Origin of the sequence: Streptomyces bugieae (assembly GCF_036352915.1) — a bacterium.
Taxonomy (GTDB): domain Bacteria; phylum Actinomycetota; class Actinomycetes; order Streptomycetales; family Streptomycetaceae; genus Streptomyces; species Streptomyces endophytica.
In genome coordinates this window covers 690,870-711,223 of sequence record NZ_JAZBJP010000001.1, presented here as the reverse complement: position 1 = coordinate 711,223, position 20,354 = coordinate 690,870, and the positions used below count along the sequence as shown (strand labels likewise).

The window sequence follows — 20,354 nt, the reverse complement described above, 5'->3', positions numbered from 1 at the left end:
CGTGCGGCTGTTCGTTCGGTGGCTCGGACAGGCTCTACGCCCCGGCGTGAAGATAGCTCGCCCACAAGGACGGGGTGGCCGGGAAGCGGTCGCGTACGGCGCGCAGGGTGTGGTGGAGGGCGGCCGCGGCACGGTCGGGGGCGAGGCTTTCCCGGGGGCCGGTGGTCAGATGGGTGTAGAAGGACTCCGCGATCTCGGCGGCAAGGCGGTCGTTGATCGGCCACAGCGTTCCGATGACATGGGGGAATCCGGCCAGCTGGAAGGCGCTGGTGAGATGGATGGCCTCGTCCAGGAGGCGAGGGCCGCCCGGCGCCGCCGAGCTGCAGGCGGAGAGGTAGGCCAGGCGTGCGTGGTCGAGGTCGACCCGGGCCAGGGCGGAGACCGTCAACGGTGTCGTGGCGTGGTCGTGCAGCAGCAGCCGGCTCTGCGACGGGTCGGCGGGGTCGCTCGCGCCGTGGCAGGCGAAGTGGGCCACGCCGCACTGGGGGAGACGGGCGAGGACGCTCGCCGTGGTCGGGGTCTCGGCGGCGGGTGGCGCGCACACGTCGTCGTGGGCGACGGGCGGTTCGGTGAGCGGGACCGGGCGGGGGAGGAGCGGCCGGATCCGGCGCACTTCCTCGGGGACGTACCGCAGGGGGCTCTGCCCAGGGGTGGTCGGCATGGCGACGATCAGCGACCGGGACCGGTCCGCGGACCGGGCCTGACGCCTGCGGGCGTGCCGCAGGGCGCGGACGGTGGGGGTGTACGAGGAGATCACGCGGTCCAACAGGGTACGGGGGGCCGGTCCCCGTGCGGGCTCGGTGTGGAACCCGGCGGCGTGCAGGGGCAGCAGCCCCAGCGGTCCACCCGGTGTCCACCACACGCGGGGCAGCGGCCGACCGTCCTGGCCCGTGGGCGTCCCCTCGCCCGTTGGCACCTCCTCGCCCGTGGGGACCGCTTCACCCATGGCGGCGAGGGCGGACAGGACCGGCTCGACCGCGGCCTCCCACAGCCATTCCAGTGTGCGGCGCAGGGTCTGCTGCGCGGCGACCCGGTCGCCGTCCGGCGCGGTCGCCTCGGCCAGCGCGCGGGAGAAGACGCCGACCCGGTCGAGGACGGAGTCCCGGTCGAGCCGCGGCAGCGGACAGGAGCCGACGCCGTGACGGGTGAGCAGGATCGCGTCACTGCGGTAGCGGCTGACGTTGAGGGTCACCACCGGGCCATGAGCGGCTTCCGCCAAGAGCTCGTCGAGGCCCGGCGGCAGGCCGAAGGTCGTGAATCCGGCGCAGGCCCGGATGCGGCGCAGCACGTCGTCGAGCTCCCCGGCGAGCCGATGGCGCTCGGCTCCGATGCCTCCGGGCCGGACTCGGCCGATCCCGGCGGGGATCACGGCGGTGTCCTGGTCGAGCAGTTCGCGGAGTGCGCAGAAACGGCCGGCGAGCCGGGGATGCTGCTCGGTGAGCTCGGTCAAGTCGCCGCGGACATCGAGGGATTGGGCCAGGAGCACGCCTCGCCCGGCCTCCGAGAGCCGCAGGGCGCGGGTGGCGCGTTCGGACGGTGTGCCGCCCTCGGGATCGGCCAGGGCCAGGGCCGCCGCGTCGGCGGCGAGACCCTCGGCGTGGGCGCCGAGAGCATGCTGCTGGTCACCCCGCCGCAGCCGGCGTGGCGCCACCTCGGGCAGCATCAGCACCGCCCGCTCCAGGAACGCGGCGGCCCGCACCGGCGCCGAAGCCGCCACCAGTTCCGCCGCGTTACGGGCCGCGCGGACGCGCAACCAAGGCGCACCGGCTTTCATGGTGGCGGCCTGCTCCCACGCGTCCAGCGCTTCGTCACGGTCCCGGGCCGCACCGGAACGATCGAACCTCATGGCCAGGGCGTTGCCCAGGTTGGCCAGGTATGCGGAGCGGTGGCCATGGTCGTGCGGAGTGGCCCGGACCGCCTCGCGCCCCAGCCTCGCCGCTTCGTCCAGATCCGCGGGCACACCGCTGTGCTCGTAACGCTCTCGCAGGGCGATGCCGAGGTTGTTGAGGTACAGGGCATGGTCCGGGTGGTCGTCGGGAGTGGCCCGCGCGGCCGCTCGCCCGGTCTCCACGGCCTCGTCCAGGTACGCGAGGTCGCCCGTCCGCGCGAAGCACTGCTGCAGGGTCAGCGCGAGGCTGGTCAGGTGCGCGGCGTGATCGGGGTGAGGAGAGGGGGCGAGGTGGTCGGAGGAGGCGTGGTGGACGGCGTGGTGGACGGCATGGTCGGGGTGGTCGGGCCGGTCCGGAGGGGCGTCGGGAAGGGTGCGGGCCGCCGCCCGCCCCGCCTCGACCGCTTCCTCCAGATCGCCGAGCGCGCCGGTGCGTTCGGCACGCATCCGCAGCACGATGCCCAGGCCGGCCAACTGGCGTGCGTGGCCGATGCGGTCGTCGGAGGTGAGCCGCACCGCCAGGCGTGCCGCCCGTACGGCCTCGTCCAGGTCCGCCAGCTGCCCCGTCCAGTCGAACCGGGTCCGCAGGACGAGGCAGAGGGTGTGCAGGCACCTGGCACGTTCGGGGTGGTCGGCGGGGAGGGCGTGCACCGCCGCCCGTCCTGCCTCGACCGCTTCGTCCAGATCGGCGAGTGCGCCGCTGCGGGAGAAACGGAACCACAGCGCGAGGCCGAGATTGGACAGGAACGTCGGTCGGCCCGGATCGCCGTCCGACGTGCCGCGGACGCCGGCGCGGACCGCGTCCACCGCTTCGTCGACCCCCGTGGCGTCGCGGGTGTGCTCGACGCGGACGAGCAGAGTGACGCCGAAGTTGCCCCGGTGGGTGGCGCTGTGCGGGTGAGCGTCCGTCGCGCCCTCGACGGCCGCCCTCCCCGCCGCCACGGCTTCGTCGAGATCCGCGGGCACACGGCCGCGTTCGAACCGCATCCGCAGGGCGATGCCCAGGTTGGAGAGATGGTCGGCACGACCGAGGTGTGCGCGGGGAGTGCCGCGGACGGCCTCCCGTCCCGCCTCGACCGCTTCGTCCAAGTCGGCGATCGCACCGGCCCGTTCGTACCGCAGTTGCAGCCGGATGCCGAGGTTGTTGAGGTGAACGGCGCGGTGGAGCGGATCGGCCGGGGCGGCCCGCACCGCGGCCCGGGCCACCTCCACGGCCTCGTCCAGCGCCGCCCGCTTCCCGGAACGCTCGAAGCGCTGCTGCAGCACGACACCGAGCTCATGGAGGCAACGGGCACGCTCGGGGTCATCACTGTCGGCACTCCGGACGGCCTCGCGTGCCCACTCGACGGCCTCGTCCGCATCCGCCAGGTCTCCCGTGCGCGCGAACCGGGCCCGCAGGGCCTGCACCAGGGTGCTCGCGTAGCTGGCCGGACCGGGGTGGCCGGCTGCCGCGGCCCGCACCGCCGCTCGGCCGCACTCCACCGCATCGTCCAGGTCAGCCGCCGCGTCCGTCCGGTCGAAACGGTCCCGGAGTACGGACGTGAGGTTGTGCAGATGCATCGCGCGGTGCGGGCTGTCCTCAGGGGTGGCCCGGACGGCCGCACGCGCCGTCTCCACCGCGGCGTCCTGATCCTGCGGCACGCCCGTGCACCCGAACCGCCTCTGCAGGGCGACGGCCAGGTCCGAGAGCAGCATGGGGTAGTAGGGATGACCGTCAGGGGTGGCCCGGACGGCCGCGTCGATCGCGGTCACCGCCTCGTCCGCGTCCGCCGCCTCCCCGAGGTGTTCGAACCGCCGCTGTAAGGCAGTTCCGAGGTTCGCCAGCGCCCCGGGCCACTCGGGGGCGTCGGCGGGGGTGTGCTCCGCGATCCGCCGCCACAGGGCGACGAGCGAGGTCAGGAAGGCCGGGCCGGCGTCCGTCTCCGACGCGTACGCGAGCCCGTCCAACCCGGCCGGGACGGCCCGTTCGGCGAGCGCGGTGAGCAGCGGGCGCGGCAGGTCGTCGTCCCGTCCCGCGATGAAGCACGGCGTGAAGAAGCGGAGTGCGTCCGCCACGTCCGGTCCGGCCAGCGCTTCGGGAAGAGCCTGAGCACGCGCGTAGTGCAGCCGGCCCAGGGCGTGCGCGGCCTCCACGTCGAGGGGATCGCCGGCGATGATCGCGGCCAGCCGGTGGGCTTCCGCACGCGCCGCCGCCGCGAGCACCACGGAGGCGTCCCCGGTCGCGGCCACCTGGTCGACGCGCGCCCGCACCGCCGCCAGGAGTTCGTCACGCTGTCCCACCGAGCCTCCCCGTCCGCACCGATCTCACGCACCAATTGGGCACAATGGAACGCCAGTTGACGGGACAGCTCAAGGCGGAACACCGCGCCGACGGCGCGCAGCCCGGGAGAGGCCGCCGAACCGACGGCGAAGGGGGCACAGCAGGGATGTGGGGAGGCAGCGACGGCGCCGGCAGTGGCGGTGACGGTGGCCAAGGGGCGTACGCACCGGACGCGCGCGAGGACATCGCCTATGTCTGCGACCAACTGGACCGCATCCGGGCGACCTTGGAGGCGTACGGCACCGACGGCGCGGCTCCCCTGGAGCGGCTACTGGCGGCGCTGCGCGCAGGGGGAGACCTCGGGCCACCGCTCGACGTGCTCCACGAGGCGCTGCTGGCCGCCGGCGACGCCGCGGGTGTCAACGGCCGCGCCCGCGGGCTGACCCCGCTCGGCATCACCTCGCCGGCGCCTGACGAGTGGGTCCTGCTGTGCCCGGCCGGGCTCTGTGCGCGCCATGCCTGGCCCGACCGCGGCGAGCCCCCGCGCTGCCGCATCAGCGACCGGCCCCTGCGCAGGGAACGGCTGTAGCGGTGGGCGGCTTCCTGAGCGCCCTGGGGCAGAAGCTCGCCGAGCGCTGGCTGACCCTCCTGGTCCTGCCCGGCGCCCTCTTCCTGGCCACCGCCACCGTCGCCGCGACCCTGGGCCAGGCCCACGCCCTGGACCCGCACCGCCTCACCGACCGGCTCACCCGCTGGGCCCAGACCCCCGCCGCCACCACCGTCGGCGGTCAGGTCGTCCTGCTCGGTGCGGTCCTCGCCGCGGCCGCGGCGGCCGGACTGGTCGCCCAGGGCCTGGGCGTACTGGTCCAGCGCGGCACGCTGGCCCCCGACTGGGAGACCTGGCCGGTCCCGCTGCGGCAGTGGGCCCGAGCCCGCGTCGCCGGCCGCCGGGCCCGCTGGCACGCCGCGGCGCACCGCTACCGACAGCAGCGGGACGCCGACGCCCGTGCCCTCGCCCGCGACGGACTCCGGGCCGACCGGGCCCCGCGCCGGGCCGCGCTCGAAGCGCTGCGGCGCCTCGCCGCCGAGGAACCCGCCCGGCCCACCTGGAGCGGCGACCGGATCCACGCCGTCTCCGTACGACTGGAACGCGACCACCACCTCGATCTGGCCGTGCTGTGGCCGCACCTGTGGCTGGTGCTGCCCGACACCACCCGCGCCGAGATCACCGCCGCCGAGCAGGCCCTCACCCGGGCCGTCACCCTGGCGGGTTGGTCCGTGCCGTACGCCGCGCTGACCGTGTGGTGGTGGCCCGCCGCCCCGCTCGCCGCGGCCCTCGCCCTGACCGCCAGGTACCGCATCCACGCCGCCGTCGACACCTACGCCCAGCTGCTGGAAGCCGCCGTCCGTCTGCACCTCGGGGAGCTGGCCGCCCAGCTCGGCGTCGACCACCCGGGCCCGGCGGCACCCGCGCTCGGCGACGCCCTCATGCAACAGCTCCGCCCCCGTACCCCGCCGGAAGGGCACGGCGGATGACGGGGGAGGGGTGAGCCGGCGGCTACCCCTGAGCAGCCCGGCGTGCCGAGCCGGTGCGCGGGGCGTCCTGCCCACCTGCTGGGTGACACTTCCCGCGTGCGTAGAGGCTCACCTGGCGGCCCCGTACGACGCTGGTCGAGCAGCGCACGAAGCGTTCCTTCAGCACACGCTGCTTGGTGAGGTCGCGGACGGTGTCGGCCCGCTCCGGCCCGGGGTCGGTGACGAGCACTATGCGCCGCGCGCCCAGCATGGCGCGCTCTATGTCGCGCGGCTCGGCCTCTATGCCCTTCAGCGTGCCCGATGCCACCGGCCCCTGGGCCAGGGCCAGATCGCGCAGGCCGGCGAACTCCCGGGGCGACACGAGAGCGGTGTCGCGGCGCGCGGCGGGAATGTAGAGGACGCCGTCGGCGGTGTCGCGCACCTGGCCGACCGTGGCCGCCGCGCTGAGGACGTCGTCGATGCGGCTCTCTTCGGTACGCAGGCGGAGCTCGATCGGGAGCAGCGCCAGGAGGGCCAGGGTGACGGCGACCGGGAGCAGCACGCGGGCGCCCGGTCCGACCCGTGCGGCGATCGTGGCGAGCAGGACGCCGATCAGGAGCGCGAGCCCCACGTACGCGAACAGCACATAGCGGGTGACGAAGAGGGGTTTGACGACGGAGATCAACGCCAGTCCGACCTGGGGCACCGCACAGAGCGGGAGCGCGACCACCGCGAGGTTCAGGCGCGCATACGGCGCTTCCTCGCGCGTGCCCGCCACCCCGCGTGCCTGCGGCAGCCGCGTGCAGAGGGCCGCGATCGCCACGGTGATCAGCACACCCAGTACCGTCGACCAGCCGAGCGGCTTGATCCAGGAGACCTGCGAGGACTGGGCCCGGCTGGTCAGGATCACCGGCAGCGCCGCGGCGACGGCCGCCGAGGCGGCAAGTACCCACCGGACAAGGCGCGTTCGGTCGGGCCGGACGCACACCATGGTGACGCCGTGCGCGACGAGCGCGAACAGCGAGAACCAGTTGAGCCACGCGGCGACCAGCGTGGCCGCCGCGTACCCGGCCCACCGCCGACCGTCCGGCCGCTCAAGTGCGGCTACCAGCAGCCACGTTGCGAGTACGACGAAGGCGAGCACGAGGGCGTACGACCGGCCCTCCTGGGCGTGCTCCTGAACCGCCGGCACGACCGCCAGGGCGAGCCCGGCGGCCGTTCCCGCCACGGCGGTCGCGAGTCGGGCGCCGAGCAGCGCGGTCAGTCCGCAGGCGGTGGCGGCGGCGAGCACCGAGGGCAGCCGCAGGGTGATCAGGCTGTCGCCGAAGAGGGCGAACACGCCGTGCATCACCGCGTAGTACAGGCCGTGGACGACGTCGACCTGGCCGACCATGTGCGCTATCTCGGCCAGTGACCGATGTGCTGCCTGCCAGGTCGCCGCCTCATCCCGCCACATGCTGTGCTCGCGCGTGATGCCCCACAGCCCGAGAGCGAGCGCGAGGACGGCCGGACCGGCGCAGATGGATATGCGGCCGTGCCGCACGGTGCCCCCCAAGAAGACCGGAAAACGGGAAATACCGGAACGCCTGCTGAAGCCTGCGTTCCGTCAAAACCGAAGGGAGGAGCCGTAAATGGCCCCGATGATCTCCCCGTGGCCGAGAATCTACGCGCCGTGGGCGCATTTCCTCGCCGTCATGTCGCCTGCGGGCGCAGGTTCCGACGAAGATCACATCGAGATTTGCCGAATTGGCGGTAAATGTCCCGCCTATCGGCTTCCGCGCCGTCCCGGGGTGCCGTGGAAGGCCGGGGCGTCCTCGCGTCCCGGGGGTGAGGGACCGGTATCGACGGTACGAGGTCATAAAATCGAAAAAACTCGGGCAGGTCCGAGTGCCTCATTGCCCGAAGGGATCCGCATGACCACGCCCACCTCTTCCGACGGCTCCTCGTCCTCGGGGAGACCGCCGCTGGACCACGATCCGTGGGCCCCGCCTTCGTCGTCCCCGGCGGGTGTGGTCCCCCGCCTGCCGTACCCGGTGCCGCCTGCGCAGCCACGCAACGGCATGGGCATCACGGCTCTGGTGCTCGGCCTGGTCGGCATCGGCCTCGGCCTGTTCATCATCCTGTTCTGGATTTCCTGGTTGCCGGCCCTGCTGGCCCTGGTCTTCGGCTCCATAGGACTGAGCCATGCGCGCAAGGGCCTGGCCACCAACAAGGCCATGGCCGTCAGCGGTCTCGTCATGGGCATCGTCGGCCTGCTGATCGCCGCCGGCAGCGGGGTCGTCACGGTCCTGACGGTCAAACACGCCGTCGACGACGCCCGCGCGAAGGTCAGGGAGATCAAGAAGGGCAACGAGAAGGCGGCGGCCGAGGAGGCGGCCCGGCATCTGTCCTTCGGCGAGTCGTACACCTTCGGCGACGGACTGAAGGTCACCGTGGCCAAGCCGACACCGTTCACCCCGGACGCCATCGCCTACGGTCACGCCAAGGGCAACAAGGCCGTTCAGGTCACGATCACGGTGGTCAACACCGGAAAGCAGCGGGTCTCCATCAAGACCGGGCTGCCCGACGTCAATGACGCCGACGGGGCCTCGGCGGAGCTGGTGATCGACGGAAGCGGCCGGCAGAAGGTCCTCACCGGATACCTCCTGCCCGGCAGGACGGCCGTCGGCAAGTACGCCTTCTCGCTGCCGCCCGCTGCCGCCGGCCGGGCCGAGGTCGAGTTCAGCCCCGACGCGATCCGGTGGGACGACGCCTACTGGAGCGGCTCCACCCGCTGACGCCTGCTCACCCCCGCCTGGCCGCCCGCGCGGACGACGGATCGCCGGGCAAGTGCGTGTGGTGGGCGGGGGTTTCCCATGAGGAGGTAATGAACAAGGAATGAGCTTGTCATGTTCATTCAACGCGCGTAGCGTTCGGTCCCCCTTGTGCGGTTCCCTGAAGTGTCTCTCCAACCCCCCACACTTCTGGAGACCCCATGCGTCGTGCCGTTATCGGCCTGTCCGCCGCCTCCGTCACCCTCATCGGCCTGGCCGCCGCACCCGCGCTGGCCGAACCGCCCGCCCCGCCCTCGACGGCCACCGCCCGCGCCGAACTCGCCGCCCTCACCGTCGCGCCCCCGCACTCCATGGACGGCTACGCCCGCGACAAATTCGACATATGGGCCAAGCAGCCCGACGGCTGCACCACCCGCCAGGACGTGCTCGCCCGCGACGGCAAGAACGTCGTCGACGAGTCCGGCAACTGTCAGCCGTCGAGCGGTAGTTGGTACTCGGCCTACGACGACACGACGGTCACCGACGTCGCCCAGGCCACCATCGACCACATGGTCCCGCTCGCCGAGGCCTGGCGCTCCGGCGCCGACACCTGGAGCGCCGACCAGCGCAAGGCGTTCGGCAACGACCTCAAGGACCCCCAGCTCCTGATCGCCTCGGAGTCCTCCAACAGCTCCAAGAGCGACAGCGGACCGGCCGACTGGAAGCCCACCAACCACGCCTTCTGGTGCACCTACGCCAAGGACTACACCCACATCAAGTCCGTCTGGAAGCTCACCACCACCGACAAGGAGAAGACCGCCCTCTCCTCGATGCTCGACAGCTGCACCAACTGAGCGCCGGCCGGCGGGGGGTGAGCCCCCCGCCGGCCCTCAGGGCGCCCACACCCCCACGGCAGTTCCGTTGCGCACGTGCTGCTCGTACGTGACGACCTTGGCGTGGACGACGTCCAGACACGCCTGCAGGTCCGCCATCCGCGCTTCCACATCGCGCTCGTGCGCGCGCAGCAGCGCCAGCCGGTCGGGTTCATTGCCCGGACCGGAGCGGACGAGGTCGGCGAACTTCCTGATCGTGGCGATCGGCATGCCGGAGGCACGCAGCCGGTCGCACAGCGCCAGCCAGTCCACATCCGTCTGCGCATAGACGCGCCGGCCCCCGGCGGAGCGAGGGATCTCCCGAAGGAACAGCCCCTCGCGCTCGAAGAACCGCAGCGCATGGACGCTCATCCCGGTCAATTCGGCGACCCTGCCGATGGACATGCCGTTCGCGGTCCCATCCATCCTGCCCACCCCTTGCTCCCCGCTGTGCCTTCCCTCGGCGAACCGTACCTTGACCTAGCGTGCACTCAAGCTTTTAGCGTCGTCCGCATGATCATGAAGCAGCAGAAGATCGGCACGGGATTCGGCGCGCACAGCACGGCCGACGACGTCCTCGCCGGCATCGACCTGACCGGCACCACCGCGCTGGTCACCGGCGGTTACTCGGGACTCGGCCTGGAGGCGACCCGCGCCCTGGCCCGCGCCGGAGCCCGTGTGGTCGTCCCCGCACGGCGGGCGGCCCTCGCCGAGGAAGCCCTGCGGGACGTCCCCGAGGCCGAGGTCCAGGCGCTCGATCTGGCCGACCTGGAAAGCGTCCGGACCTTCTCCGACCGCTTCCTCCGGACCGGGCGCACCCTCGACATCGTCATCAACAACGCGGGAATCATGGCCTGCCCGGAGACCCGCATCGGGCCCGGCTGGGAAGCCCACTTCGCCGTCAACCACCTCGGGCACTTCGCGCTCGTCAACCGCCTCCGCCCCAGCCTCGCCCCCGGCTCGCGGGTGGTGGCCGTGGCCTCCTCGGGGCACTTCCTGTCCGACATCCGGTGGGATGACCTCCACTTCCGCACCGGCTACGACCGCTGGCTCGCCTACGCGCAGTCCAAGACGGCCAACGCCCTGTTCGCCCATCACCTCGACCGCCTCGGCGCCGCGAGCGGGCTGCATGCCTTCGCCGTGCACCCGGGCAGCATCCTCACTCCGCTGCAACGCCACGTTCCGCGCGACGAGTGGCGCGCGCACGGCTGGGTGACCCCCGACGGCCGGCCGGCCGACGGATTCAAGACACCGCAACAGGGCGCGGCCACCGCGGTCTGGGCCGCGACCTCCCCACTTCTCGACGGGTACGGCGGCGCCTACTGCCAGGACTGCGACCTCGCGGACCCGGCCGCGACCGACGACATGCTCGTCGGCGGCGTCAAACCCTGGGCCACCGACCCCGAAGCCGCCGCCCGCCTCTGGGCGCTGTCCAGCGAACTCACGGAGACGGACTTCTGAGCTGTCCGGGCCGGCTGAACCGGCCCGGACAACCGGTGCACAGGTCTCCAATGGGAGGCCGTTGAGGCGGGCCACCCGCTACTGGTGCACGGCGCGTTCGCGGGGCGAGGGGCCCGAAGGCCCGTGAGCGGGCGGTGGGTGGTCGCCGGGCGGCGAGCGTCGGGAGCACGCGGCCCGGCGACCTGCTGGGGAGGGCGACCGTCGCGGGTCCGGTCAGGCCGGGCGGGACGGTGCGCCGCCGGACGTCACGATGCGGTGGACCAGCCTGGCGCCGGCCCGGGCCGTGCGGTCGTCGACGTCGAGGTCCGGATTGAGCTCGGCGATGTCGCAGACGGCCAGCTTGCCGCTCGCCGCGACCCGGGTGCAGACGCGCTCGACGATCTCCATCGGCACGCCGTAGGCGGCGGGGGCACTGACGCCCGGGGCCACCGCGGCGGGGAGCACGTCGAGATCGATGCTGAGGTGGACGACATCACAGCCGGCCAGGAACGTGTCGAGGAACGCGTCCACGCGCGACAGGCCGAGCAGACCGCATTCGGTGTCGGGCAGATAGCGCACCCCGAGCTCGTCCGCGGTCCGGAACAGCCGCTCGGTGTTGCTGGGCTGACTCACGCCCAGCACCCAGTAGTTGAGCCGCTGCCCGCGCAGCTCTTCGCTGCGCGCCATCTGGAGGAACGGCGTGCCGGAGCTGGGGCGTGCGTCCTCGCGCAGGTCGAAGTGGGCGTCGAGGTTCAGCACGCCGAGCCGGCCGCCCTCGCGCACCGCGCGGCTGCCGGCGAGCCCCAGGTAGCTGCCGTACGCCACCTCGTGGCCGCCGCCCAGCACCACCGCCGGGCGGCCCCGGTCGACGAGGGAGGTGATGACCCGGCCCAGTCGGTGCTGCCCGGCTTCGAGATCGCCGTCGGCCACCTCGACGTCACCGGAGTCCAGCACCCGCACCGGCGACGGCAGGGCCATCGACGCGAGCGCACGGCGCAGCGCGCGGGGTCCGTTCGCCGCGCCCTGGCGGCCCTTGTTCCGCCGTACCCCCTCATCGCTGCGGAAGCCGACGAGCGCGGCGTCGCAGGACGCGGCACCGGCGAGGTCGAGGCCGACCGCGTGGTGCCAGCGCAGGTGCTCGGGTCCGGGTCCGTCGTCCCGGCCGGTCCAGGGTTCGGGGGCGACGTCCGCGGCGGTCACCACGGTGGGGTCCGTCCTCACTTCGCGTCGTCCTCCGCCATCGGGATGCGCACGCCGCGCTGCTGCGCCACGGCGGTGGCGTGCTCGTAGCCGGCGTCCACGTGCCGGATGACGCCCATGCCCGGGTCGTTGGTGAGCACGCGGGAGAGCTTCCGGGCGGCGAGCTCGGTGCCGTCGGCGATGCAGACCTGGCCGGCGTGGATCGAGCGGCCCATGCCCACGCCGCCGCCGTGGTGGAGGGAGACCCAGGACGCGCCGGAGGCGGTGTTCACCAGCGCGTTGAGCAGCGGCCAGTCGGCGATGGCGTCGGACCCGTCGAGCATCGACTCGGTCTCGCGGTACGGGGAGGCGACGGAGCCGGAGTCGAGGTGGTCACGGCCGATGGCGAGGGGCGCGGACAGCTCGCCGGAGGCGACCATCTCGTTGAACCGCAGACCGGCGCGGTGCCGTTCGCCGTAGCCCAGCCAGCAGATGCGGGCGGGCAGGCCCTCGAAGGCGACGCGCTCGCCGGCCATCTTGATCCAGCGGTGCAGGTGCTCGTTCTCCGGGAACAGCTCCAGGATGGCCTTGTCGGTGGCCTCGATGTCCTTGGGGTCGCCGGACAGCGCCGCCCAGCGGAACGGGCCGAGGCCCTCTTCGAACAGCGGGCGGATGTGGGCCGGCACGAAGCCGGGGAAGGCGAAGGCGCGCTCGTAACCCGCCTTGCGGGCCTCGTCGCGGATCGAGTTGCCGTAGTCGAAGACCTCGGCGCCCGCGTCGAGGAAGCCCACCATGGCTTCGACGTGGCGGGCCATGGACGCCCGGGAGCGTTCGGTGAAGGCGGCCGGGTCCTTGGCGGCCAGCTCGTGCCATTCGTCCACGCGCACGCCGACCGGGAGGTACGACAGCGGGTCGTGCGCCGAGGTCTGGTCGGTCACGATGTCGATGGGCGCGCCGATCTCCAGCAGCTTCGGGAACACCTCCGCGGCATTGCCGGCCAGGCCGATGGACAGCGGCTTCCGGGCGTCCCTGGCCTCGACGGCGAGCCGCAGCGCGTGGTCCAGGTCGTCCGCGGCGACATCGAGGTAGCGGTGGGCGATCCGGCGCTCGATGCGGGTGGGGTCGCAGTCGACGCAGATCGCCACGCCGTCGTTCATGGTCACGGCGAGCGGCTGGGCGCCGCCCATGCCGCCGAGGCCGGCGGTCAGGGTGATGGTGCCGGCAAGGGACCCCTCGAACTTCTTCCGGGCGACCGCGCCGAAGGTCTCGTAGGTGCCCTGGAGGATGCCCTGGCTGCCGATGTAGATCCACGAACCGGCGGTCATCTGGCCGTACATGGTCAGGCCGAGCTGCTCCAGGCGGCGGAACTCCTCCCAATTGGCCCAGTCGCCCACCAGGTTGGAGTTGGCCAGGAGCACCCGCGGCGCCCACTCGTGGGTGCGCATCACGCCCACCGGCTTGCCGGACTGGACCAGCAGCGTCTCGTCGTTCTTCAGCGTCCTGAGGGTGCGGACGATCGCGTCGTACGCGGCCCAGTCGCGGGCGGCCTTGCCGGTGCCGCCGTAGACGACCAGGTCCTCCGGATGCTCGGCGACCTCGGGGTCGAGATTGTTCATCAGCATCCGCAGGGCGCCCTCCTGCTGCCAGCCCAGACAGCTGAGTTCGGAGCTTCGGGGTGCGCGGATGCCGCGGGCACCGGGGGAAACGCTGGTCATGCTGCCTCCTGGCGGGGGTCCGATCTGTTCCGCGACCCATGACAGGCGACGGGGCGGACCGGAACCAGCGATGCCCGTCAGGTTTCTCGGATCCGAGAACCGATTCCTCCGCGCCCGTCACCCCCGCCCGGCCGTCCCGAGGGGGCGTGGCCGGAGACCGCGGCCGTCAGCCGGGCCGCTCCGTGTTGCAGGACGTCGCGCACCTGGTCGGTGTCGTACCGGCTGTAGTGCCGGTGCCAGGTGCTGCTGAGCGCCGCCACCGGCCGCTCGTGGTGGTCGAAGGCCGCCACGCCCAGCGAGCGGAACCCCTCCGAGACCAGCTCGACCTCCTCCGACCAGCCGCGTTCACGGTCCCGCGCGAGGAGGCTCAGCAGGTCGGAGAGCGAGCGGGGGCCTTTGCCGGTGCGGGTGATGAGGTTCCCGGGCCGCGGGAAGAGCGCCCGGATCTGCGCCTCGGGGGAGTGGGCCAGGATGGCGCGGCCGTTCGCCGTCAGGTGCGCCGGGAGCCGGACTCCGATGTCGGTGACGAGGGCCACGTCGGCCTCGCCGGAACGGCCCGTGGCGGGGCGCTCCTTGAGCAGGTAGACGGTCTCCGCGCCGTAGAGGATGCCCAGGTGGACGGTCTGGCCGAGCTGGCTCGCGAGGTCGCGCAGGATGGGGCGGGCGAGGCGTTCCAGGGGCTCGTGCCGCAGATAGGCGGAGCCGATCTCGAAGGACGCGAGTCCCAGGCCGTACGCCTGCTCCTCGGGGACGTAGGTCACGAAACCGCGATCCGCCAGCACCGACAGGATGTGGTACGCGGACGAGCGCGGGATGCCGAGGTCCCGGGCCAGTGCCGCGGTCTGCACCAGGCCCGGCCGCCCGGCGAGGTACAGCAGGATGTCCAGGGCCCGCCCCACGGCCGGTGAGGTGCTCGATCCCGTCCCGCGTTCACTCACGGATTCACCTCTCACCTGCACATATACCACCGGATGAAACCCGGGCCTGCGCCCGGCCGGTCGCCGGGCTGAGCGCGGAATCTGAATGAGAACTTTCATTCAGCCTATTATTTGGAGGATTAGTTTCATAGATGCTGTCGCCCACCGACCCCCCATCCCCCTCACCCGGAGATGCCGGGAGGAACGCATGTCAACGGACACGGCGGCGACAGCGGACAGGACAGGGGCGCCCCAGGGCACCGCCCCGAAGGAGCCGCTGACCGGCTTCCATCTTCGGGTCACCGCCACCACCTTCGGGGCGAACTTCTCCGACGGCTACGAGTCCGCGGCCGCCCTCCTGGCCGGCGCCTGACACCGAACCCGCCCCGCGGGTGCCGCGGTCCCCTCACCGGTGCTCGCGAAGGAAGGCGGGGATCTCGCCGCGGGTCGGGTGGTTCGGGAGGGGAGCCGGTTCGTCCTGCAGGAAGGCGGTGATGGCGGCGCGGGCCCGGTCGTTGTTGTCGTCGAGGCCGTTCCACATGTGGTGTCCGACGCCGGGCATGACCTGCGTGCGCCGGATCGCGGGGTCGTTGGCGAGGACGGCGGTCTCCCACTGGCGGACCTGCGAGGAGCACTCGGCGATCATCAGCATCGCGGGGGTCCGGGAGCGCCTCAGCCGCGGGGCGAGGGACGGCGAGTCCTTGACCGTCCGCTCGACGCGGAGACTGGCGGCGGGGCTGAACGAGAAGTTTCCCGGCGTGTTCTCGGCGGGGATGCGGTGCGCGTCCCGCGCGCAGTAGGCGGACGCGGTGTCGTCGCCGAGATCGGCGGCGGTGAACGCGTTGTCGCCCTCGGCCTGTCCGATCAGCCCGGTGTCCGGGGTGAGGAGCCCGAGCCGCATGAGGCCGAAGGCGACGGCGTAGCGGGGGACCCGTGTCGAACGTGGTCCGGTCATGGCCGGCGCCAGGCCGCGCGCGGATTTCTGTCCCCGGTGGCCGGTGATCCGCGCGGTCGGGCCGTCCATCGGACCGGGTTCGGCGATGATCGCCCGGTGCACGCGGGCGGCGACGTGCCGGTCGGCCAGGGCCCGGGTGAGCACGACGCCGCCCGAGGAGAACCCGAGGACGTCGGCCCGGCCGCCGCCCAGGCGGTCGATGAAGGCGGCGAGGTCGCGGACCGACCGGGAGATCGTGTACTGCTCCATGGGCAGCAGGTCGCTGCGTCCGCCGCCGGCCTGCTCGTAGGTGTAGACGTCGTAGCCCTGGCGCGCCAGGAGCTCCAGGAAGCGGTGGTCGAGCACCGAAATGCCGCGCACCGGCCCGCCGTTGAGGTACACGAACGGAACGGGGCGCCGGGTGGCGGTCTTCGCGGGCGGATAGTGGTAGACCGCGACCCGGCTGCCCGTGGCCAGCCTCCAGTGCTGCGTGGTCACGAACGGCAGGGCGGACGGGTACCGCCGCGCCGTGGGCACGGTCGGGACGCAGACCGTCGCCGTCAGTGCCGCCGCGACCACCACCGGCAGGAACGGCACCAGCCGCGCCGGCCAGGCCCGGCGCCGGCCCCGCCACAGCGCGAGGACCATGGCGACTCCCAGGGTCGTCAGCCATGCGGCGAGCCCGAAACCGGCGCCGTCCGTGAGGACGAGGAGCGCGAGAAAGACGACGACCAGCCCCGCGACGGCGGCCAGGGCCAGCAGGAGGCGGCCTGTGCGGCGGACGAGACGTATGGCGGATGGCGGCATGGCGGACGACCCCGTTTCGTGAACCGATGTGCCGGAACAGTTTCAGAACGCTGTTTCAAAACGACGTTATCAAAGATGCGTAGGCTGCTGTCCATGGGTAGGCCGAGAACCAATGACGACACCGTCAAAGAACGACTCGTGGCGTGCGCGACCGAGATGTTCGCCACCCGTCCGCGGGAGCTGGTGACGGTCCGTGCGCTGGCCACCGCCGCCGGGACGTCGACGACGGCGGTGTACTCCCTGTTCGACGGCAAGGACGGGCTGATCGGCGAGGTGCGCGCGAGGGCGGTCGCCGGCCTGTTCCAGGGCCTGTCCGCGGTACCGACCTCCGAGGACCCCCTCGCCGACCTCTACGCGCTGGCCGTCGCCTACCGGCGCTGGGGACGTGAGCACGGCCACCTCTACACGGTGCTGTTCGGCGGGGTGCAGACCTTTGATCCATCGGGCGCCGTCGGTACCGGCGATCCCGTCCGGCCGCTCCTCGCGGCGATCGACCGCGCCTTGGCGGAGTCCGTCCTCGCGGGCGAGCCGACGGCCATCGCCCTCTCCGTCTGGGTAACGCTGCACGGGCTCGTCACCCTCGAACTGGCCGGGGCCCTCGACGCCGCCACCGCCGAGACCACCTTCCGGTCGACGATCCGGGCCACGCTGCGCGGCTGGCGGGAGTGAGCGGCTGGCGGGAGTGACCGGCGCTCCCCGGCCCCGCCGGATGCCGGTGGCGCTGGGCAACGCCGGCGGGACGTGGCACGATCACGCTCGTGACCGGCAGACCCACCACAGCGCAGAACCTGCGCGACCTCGCGCTGCTGCGCCGCGTCCGCGACCGGATCGACCGGGAGTACGCGCAGCCACTGAACGTCGAGGCGCTCGCCCGTGGCGTGAACATGTCGGCGGGGCACCTCAGTCGCCAGTTCCGCCTGGCCTACGGCGAGTCGCCGTACTCCTACCTGATGACCCGGCGCATCGAGCGCGCGATGGCGCTGCTGCGCCGTGGCGACCTCAGCGTCACCGAGATCTGCTTCGAGGTCGGCTGCTCGTCACTGGGCACCTTCAGCACGCGCTTCACCGAGCTGGTCGGGATGCCGCCCAGCGTCTACCGGCGCCAGGCGGCGCAGGCGCCGGCGGAGCTGCCGGCGTGCCTGGCGAAGCAGGTGACCCGACCGATCAGGAATCGAGAAGCGCAGGTCACCGAGCGCCTCTAGCGTGAGAGGCATGGACATCACCATTCACACCAGCTTCCTCCCGCACGACGACCCGGACGCCTCCCTGGCCTTCTACCGCGACGTCCTCGGCTTCGAGGTCCGCAACGACGTCGGGAACGGAAAGATGCGCTGGATCACGGTCGGCCCCGCCGGCCAGCCCGACACGTCGATCCTCCTGGCGCCGCCGGCCGCCGACCCCGGCGTCACCGACGACGAGCGCCGCACCATCGTCGAGATGATGGCCAAGGGCACCTACGGCTGGATCCTGCTGGCCACCAAGGACCTCGACGGCACCTTCGAGCGGGTGCAGGCCGGCGACGCCGAGGTCGTCCAGGAGCCGACCGAGCAGCCGTACGGCATCCGCGACTGCGCCTTCCGCGACCCCGCGGGCAATTTGATCCGCATCCAGGAGCTGCGCTGAGCTTCAGGGGAGGGGACGGGCCGCGGTGTTCCGACGGCTCGTCCCCGCCGCCCGGGCGCTGAACCGAAGGTTTTCGCGTCCGCGGGAACTCGATGCGCCCGCGCCCCGACTACTGGGCTGTGGAACGGAGCAAGGAACGGTCAGGGGCGTCCGGGCGGCGGCAGACGGGCGGTGCGGGTGGGCTCGGGGTGCGGCTTCGGGGTGTGGTGTGCCGGCACGGGGGGCTGGAGGCGGTCAGCGGGGTCGACCTCGAGGTGCGGGCCGGGGAGCGGGTGGCGCTGACCGGGACCAACGGGTCGGGGAAGACGACGCTGTTGCGGGCGGTGCTCGGGCTGCACCGTCAGGTCGACGGGGAGATCGCGGTCGGCGGCCGGGGCTGCCGCAACGCCGCCGAGTGGGCCTGGCGGAGGCGGGCCTGCGGGTGGATTCCGCAGCGGCCGGCGGCCGGGCGTTTCCCCTTGCTGGCGCGGGAGTTGCTGGCGAGCAGCGGCGACCTGGCGGAGGCGGAGCGGGCGGCCGGGCGACTGGGCGTGGGCGGGCTGGCCGACCGGCCGGTGAGCAGCCTGTCGGGCGGTCAGTTGCAGCGGATGCACCTCGCGCGTGCGGTGGGGTGCGTGGCGGCCGGGGCGGGGGTGCTGCTGGCCGACGAGCCGACCGCCGCGCTGGACTTCGCGGGGCAGGAGGAGGCCGCCGAGGTGCTCACCTCGCTGCCGGTGACGTTGCTGGTGGTGACCCATGACCGGGCGATGGCGGCGCGGTGCGACCGGACGCTGGAGATGGCTGCCGGGCGGCTGCGGGAGGTGCCATGAGCGCCTGGGGGCAGATCGGTGATCTGCTGCAGCTGGTGCCGGTACAGCGGGCCGGGGTGGGGTTGCTGCTGGCCGCCCTCGGACTGCCCGTCGTCGGGGTGGTGATCGTCGGGCTGGACATCATGTCGGTGCGCTTCGCGATGATGCATGTGGCGCTGCTGGGCATCGCGGTGGGCCAACTCGTGGGACTGGACCCGGTGTTGTGCGCCTTGGTGGCGTGTGCGCTGTCGGGCGCGGGGGTGGCGCCGCTGGCCCGTACCGCGGACGGTCTGTCGGGGGCGATGGGGCTGCTGATGAGCCTGGCGATCGCCGCCGCGTTGTTGCTGCTGGCGCTGTCGGGGGTGAACGCCAACGGGGCGTTCGCGCTGTTGTGGGGGTCCATCCTGGCGGTGCGGCCGGCCGATCTGGTGGTGCTGGGGGTGCTGGCGGTCGCCGTACCGGGGCTGTTCGTCCGGCGCCGCCGGGAGCTGGCCCTGCTGCTGCACGACCGGGAGCTGGCGGTGTGCTCGGGCGTGGCGGTGCAGCGGCTGACCGTGGTGCTGCTGGTCCTGGTGGCGGTCGCGGTGGCGGGCGCCCTGCGTCTGACGGGCGCGCTGCTGGTGGACGCCCTGACCTTGCTGCCGGCGCTGGCCGCCCGCCGGCTCGGCCGTTCGCTGGTGTCGATCACGCTCTGGGCGATCGGCATCGGTGTGGTCGTGAACGTCGTCGGCTTTCTCCTCTCCCTGGCCTGGGACCTGCCGCCCGGGCCGGTCCTCGTCCTCGCCGCGGGGGCGGTCGCCCTCGCCGCCCATCTGATACCCGAACGGAGAACCTCGTCATGGCGCACCTCCGCGTCCCCTTCCGCCCCCTCGCCGCAATCGCCGCACTGAGTGCGGGGCTGGCGCTGCTGACCGGCTGCGGTGACGGTTCCGGCGCGTCCGGTACCGATAGGTCGTCCGGCGAGGCGGGCGCGTCGTCGGGCCCCGTGGTGGTCGCCACCTCCACGTGGGAGGCGGCGCTGGCCAAGGCCGCCGGGGCCCGCGACGTCAGGTACATCGTTCCGGCGTCGATCCGTCATGCACCCGACTACGACCTCAAGCCGTCCGATCTGACGGCGGTCGCGGGGGCGGATTACGTGCTGTACGCCTCCTTCGAGCCCTGGGCCGGGAAGATCAAGGAGGCGGCGGGCTCCCACGGCAAGCTGGTCCAGGTCAACCTGGACAACACGCCGGCGGCGGCCAGGGCCGAAGTGACCAGGCTGGGCAAGGAGTTCGGCACGGAGCGGGCCGCCGCCAAGTGGAACAGCACGTTCTCGGCGGCGTGGGCCTCCCTCGCCAAGCAGGTGAAGGCCACCTGGCCGCACGGTAAGGCGCCGGCCGTGGCGTCGCAGAAGTTCACCACGTGGGCGGCCGAGCTGGCGGGGGCCAAGGTGGTCGGCACGTACGGCCCCGAGGCGGTCACACCGGCCCAGCTGTCCGCCCTGTCGGCGAAGAAGCCCGCCTTCGTGCTGGACAACGAGAACATGTCGACCGGGACCGTACTGCCGGGCTCCGGCGCCGAGCAGCTGAACGTCGTCAACTACCCGGGGAAGGACCTCGACCTGCTGGCGGTCTACCGCAAGGCCGCGGGACAGATGGAGAAGGCGTTCTCGGGGGCCTGACCG

General features: G+C 72.8%; 19 protein-coding genes. 12 read left to right on the top strand and 7 right to left on the bottom strand.

The annotated features are described in order from the left end of the window. Positions 1–34: 34 nt before the first annotated feature. A complete protein-coding gene (locus V2J85_RS03410) occupies positions 35–4,168 on the bottom strand; it encodes a CHAT domain-containing protein (RefSeq protein ID WP_330820579.1) in 4,134 nt (1,377 codons plus the stop codon). A 146-nt stretch (positions 4,169–4,314) separates the two neighbouring features. On the opposite strand from V2J85_RS03410, the gene V2J85_RS03405 reads away from it, so the two are divergent. Together V2J85_RS03405 and V2J85_RS03400 are read left to right on the top strand one after the other, a co-directional pair. After that, positions 4,315–4,737 carry a hypothetical protein gene (locus tag V2J85_RS03405; protein ID WP_330820578.1) on the top strand — a complete coding sequence of 141 codons (423 nt, stop codon included), beginning with the start codon at positions 4,315–4,317 and terminating at the stop codon, positions 4,735–4,737. 2 nt (positions 4,738–4,739) lie between these two features. Further along, complete coding sequence (locus V2J85_RS03400) at positions 4,740–5,684, top strand: hypothetical protein (RefSeq protein ID WP_261953172.1); 945 nt, start codon at positions 4,740–4,742, stop codon at positions 5,682–5,684. A gap of 22 nt (positions 5,685–5,706) precedes the next feature. Here V2J85_RS03400 and V2J85_RS03395 read toward each other — a convergent pair whose 3' ends face one another. Then, positions 5,707–7,206 (bottom strand): glycosyltransferase family 39 protein, encoded by a 1,500-nt coding sequence (locus V2J85_RS03395; protein ID WP_330820577.1) that lies wholly within the window; start codon positions 7,204–7,206, stop codon positions 5,707–5,709. 370 nt (positions 7,207–7,576) lie between these two features. On the opposite strand from V2J85_RS03395, the gene V2J85_RS03390 reads away from it, so the two are divergent. Together V2J85_RS03390 and V2J85_RS03385 are read left to right on the top strand one after the other, a co-directional pair. Continuing rightward, entirely contained in the window at positions 7,577–8,440 is an 864-nt protein-coding gene (locus tag V2J85_RS03390) for a DUF4190 domain-containing protein (protein ID WP_261953174.1), read from the top strand. Between the two features lie 197 nt (positions 8,441–8,637). Beyond that, positions 8,638–9,270, top strand: coding sequence for a GmrSD restriction endonuclease domain-containing protein (locus tag V2J85_RS03385; RefSeq protein ID WP_330820576.1), 633 nt, complete (start codon positions 8,638–8,640; stop codon positions 9,268–9,270). A gap of 36 nt (positions 9,271–9,306) precedes the next feature. Here V2J85_RS03385 and V2J85_RS03380 read toward each other — a convergent pair whose 3' ends face one another. After that, positions 9,307–9,714 (bottom strand): MerR family transcriptional regulator, encoded by a 408-nt coding sequence (locus V2J85_RS03380; RefSeq protein ID WP_261953176.1) that lies wholly within the window; start codon positions 9,712–9,714, stop codon positions 9,307–9,309. 87 nt (positions 9,715–9,801) lie between these two features. Between V2J85_RS03380 and V2J85_RS03375 the strand changes: the two genes are divergently transcribed. Beyond that, a complete protein-coding gene (locus V2J85_RS03375) occupies positions 9,802–10,749 on the top strand; it encodes an SDR family NAD(P)-dependent oxidoreductase (RefSeq protein WP_261953177.1) in 948 nt (315 codons plus the stop codon). A 213-nt stretch (positions 10,750–10,962) separates the two neighbouring features. On the opposite strand, the gene hutG is transcribed toward V2J85_RS03375, so the two are convergent. The 3 genes from hutG to V2J85_RS03360 form a co-directional block, all read right to left on the bottom strand. Further along, on the bottom strand, positions 10,963–11,949 hold the full coding sequence (hutG, locus tag V2J85_RS03370) for a formimidoylglutamase (RefSeq protein ID WP_330820575.1): 987 nt from the start codon (positions 11,947–11,949) through the stop codon (positions 10,963–10,965). Beyond that, positions 11,946–13,622, bottom strand: coding sequence for a urocanate hydratase (gene hutU / locus V2J85_RS03365; RefSeq protein WP_330820574.1), 1,677 nt, complete (start codon positions 13,620–13,622; stop codon positions 11,946–11,948). The genes hutG and hutU overlap by 4 nt, the downstream gene beginning before the upstream one ends. A 77-nt stretch (positions 13,623–13,699) precedes the next feature. Continuing rightward, positions 13,700–14,560, bottom strand: a complete 861-nt coding sequence (locus V2J85_RS03360; RefSeq protein WP_261953180.1) for an IclR family transcriptional regulator — start codon at positions 14,558–14,560, stop codon at positions 13,700–13,702. A gap of 187 nt (positions 14,561–14,747) precedes the next feature. Between V2J85_RS03360 and V2J85_RS03355 the strand changes: the two genes are divergently transcribed. Beyond that, positions 14,748–14,912: a hypothetical protein gene (locus tag V2J85_RS03355; RefSeq protein WP_261953181.1), complete on the top strand. Its 165-nt coding sequence runs from the start codon at positions 14,748–14,750 to the stop codon at positions 14,910–14,912. Positions 14,913–14,945: 33 nt separating this feature from the next. Here V2J85_RS03355 and V2J85_RS03350 read toward each other — a convergent pair whose 3' ends face one another. Further along, complete coding sequence (locus tag V2J85_RS03350; RefSeq protein ID WP_330820573.1) at positions 14,946–16,280, bottom strand: alpha/beta hydrolase; 1,335 nt, start codon at positions 16,278–16,280, stop codon at positions 14,946–14,948. A gap of 93 nt (positions 16,281–16,373) precedes the next feature. On the opposite strand from V2J85_RS03350, the gene V2J85_RS03345 reads away from it, so the two are divergent. The 6 genes from V2J85_RS03345 (at position 16,374) to V2J85_RS03320 (ending at position 20,351) form a co-directional block, all read left to right on the top strand. Continuing rightward, the gene (locus tag V2J85_RS03345) at positions 16,374–16,949 is read left to right on the top strand and encodes a TetR-like C-terminal domain-containing protein (protein WP_261953183.1); all 576 of its coding nucleotides are present in this window, start codon (positions 16,374–16,376) and stop codon (positions 16,947–16,949) included. 89 nt (positions 16,950–17,038) lie between these two features. Then, positions 17,039–17,482 (top strand): helix-turn-helix transcriptional regulator, encoded by a 444-nt coding sequence (locus V2J85_RS03340; RefSeq protein WP_330820572.1) that lies wholly within the window; start codon positions 17,039–17,041, stop codon positions 17,480–17,482. Between the two features lie 10 nt (positions 17,483–17,492). Further along, positions 17,493–17,903, top strand: coding sequence for a VOC family protein (locus tag V2J85_RS03335; protein ID WP_261953185.1), 411 nt, complete (start codon positions 17,493–17,495; stop codon positions 17,901–17,903). 188 nt (positions 17,904–18,091) lie between these two features. After that, entirely contained in the window at positions 18,092–18,712 is a 621-nt protein-coding gene (locus V2J85_RS03330; protein ID WP_261953186.1) for an ABC transporter ATP-binding protein, read from the top strand. Next, positions 18,709–19,581 carry a metal ABC transporter permease gene (locus V2J85_RS03325; protein WP_330820571.1) on the top strand — a complete coding sequence of 291 codons (873 nt, stop codon included), beginning with the start codon at positions 18,709–18,711 and terminating at the stop codon, positions 19,579–19,581. The genes V2J85_RS03330 and V2J85_RS03325 overlap by 4 nt, the downstream gene beginning before the upstream one ends. Further along, the gene (locus tag V2J85_RS03320; RefSeq protein WP_261953188.1) at positions 19,530–20,351 is read left to right on the top strand and encodes a TroA family protein; all 822 of its coding nucleotides are present in this window, start codon (positions 19,530–19,532) and stop codon (positions 20,349–20,351) included. The genes V2J85_RS03325 and V2J85_RS03320 overlap by 52 nt, the downstream gene beginning before the upstream one ends. Positions 20,352–20,354: the final 3 nt, after the last annotated feature.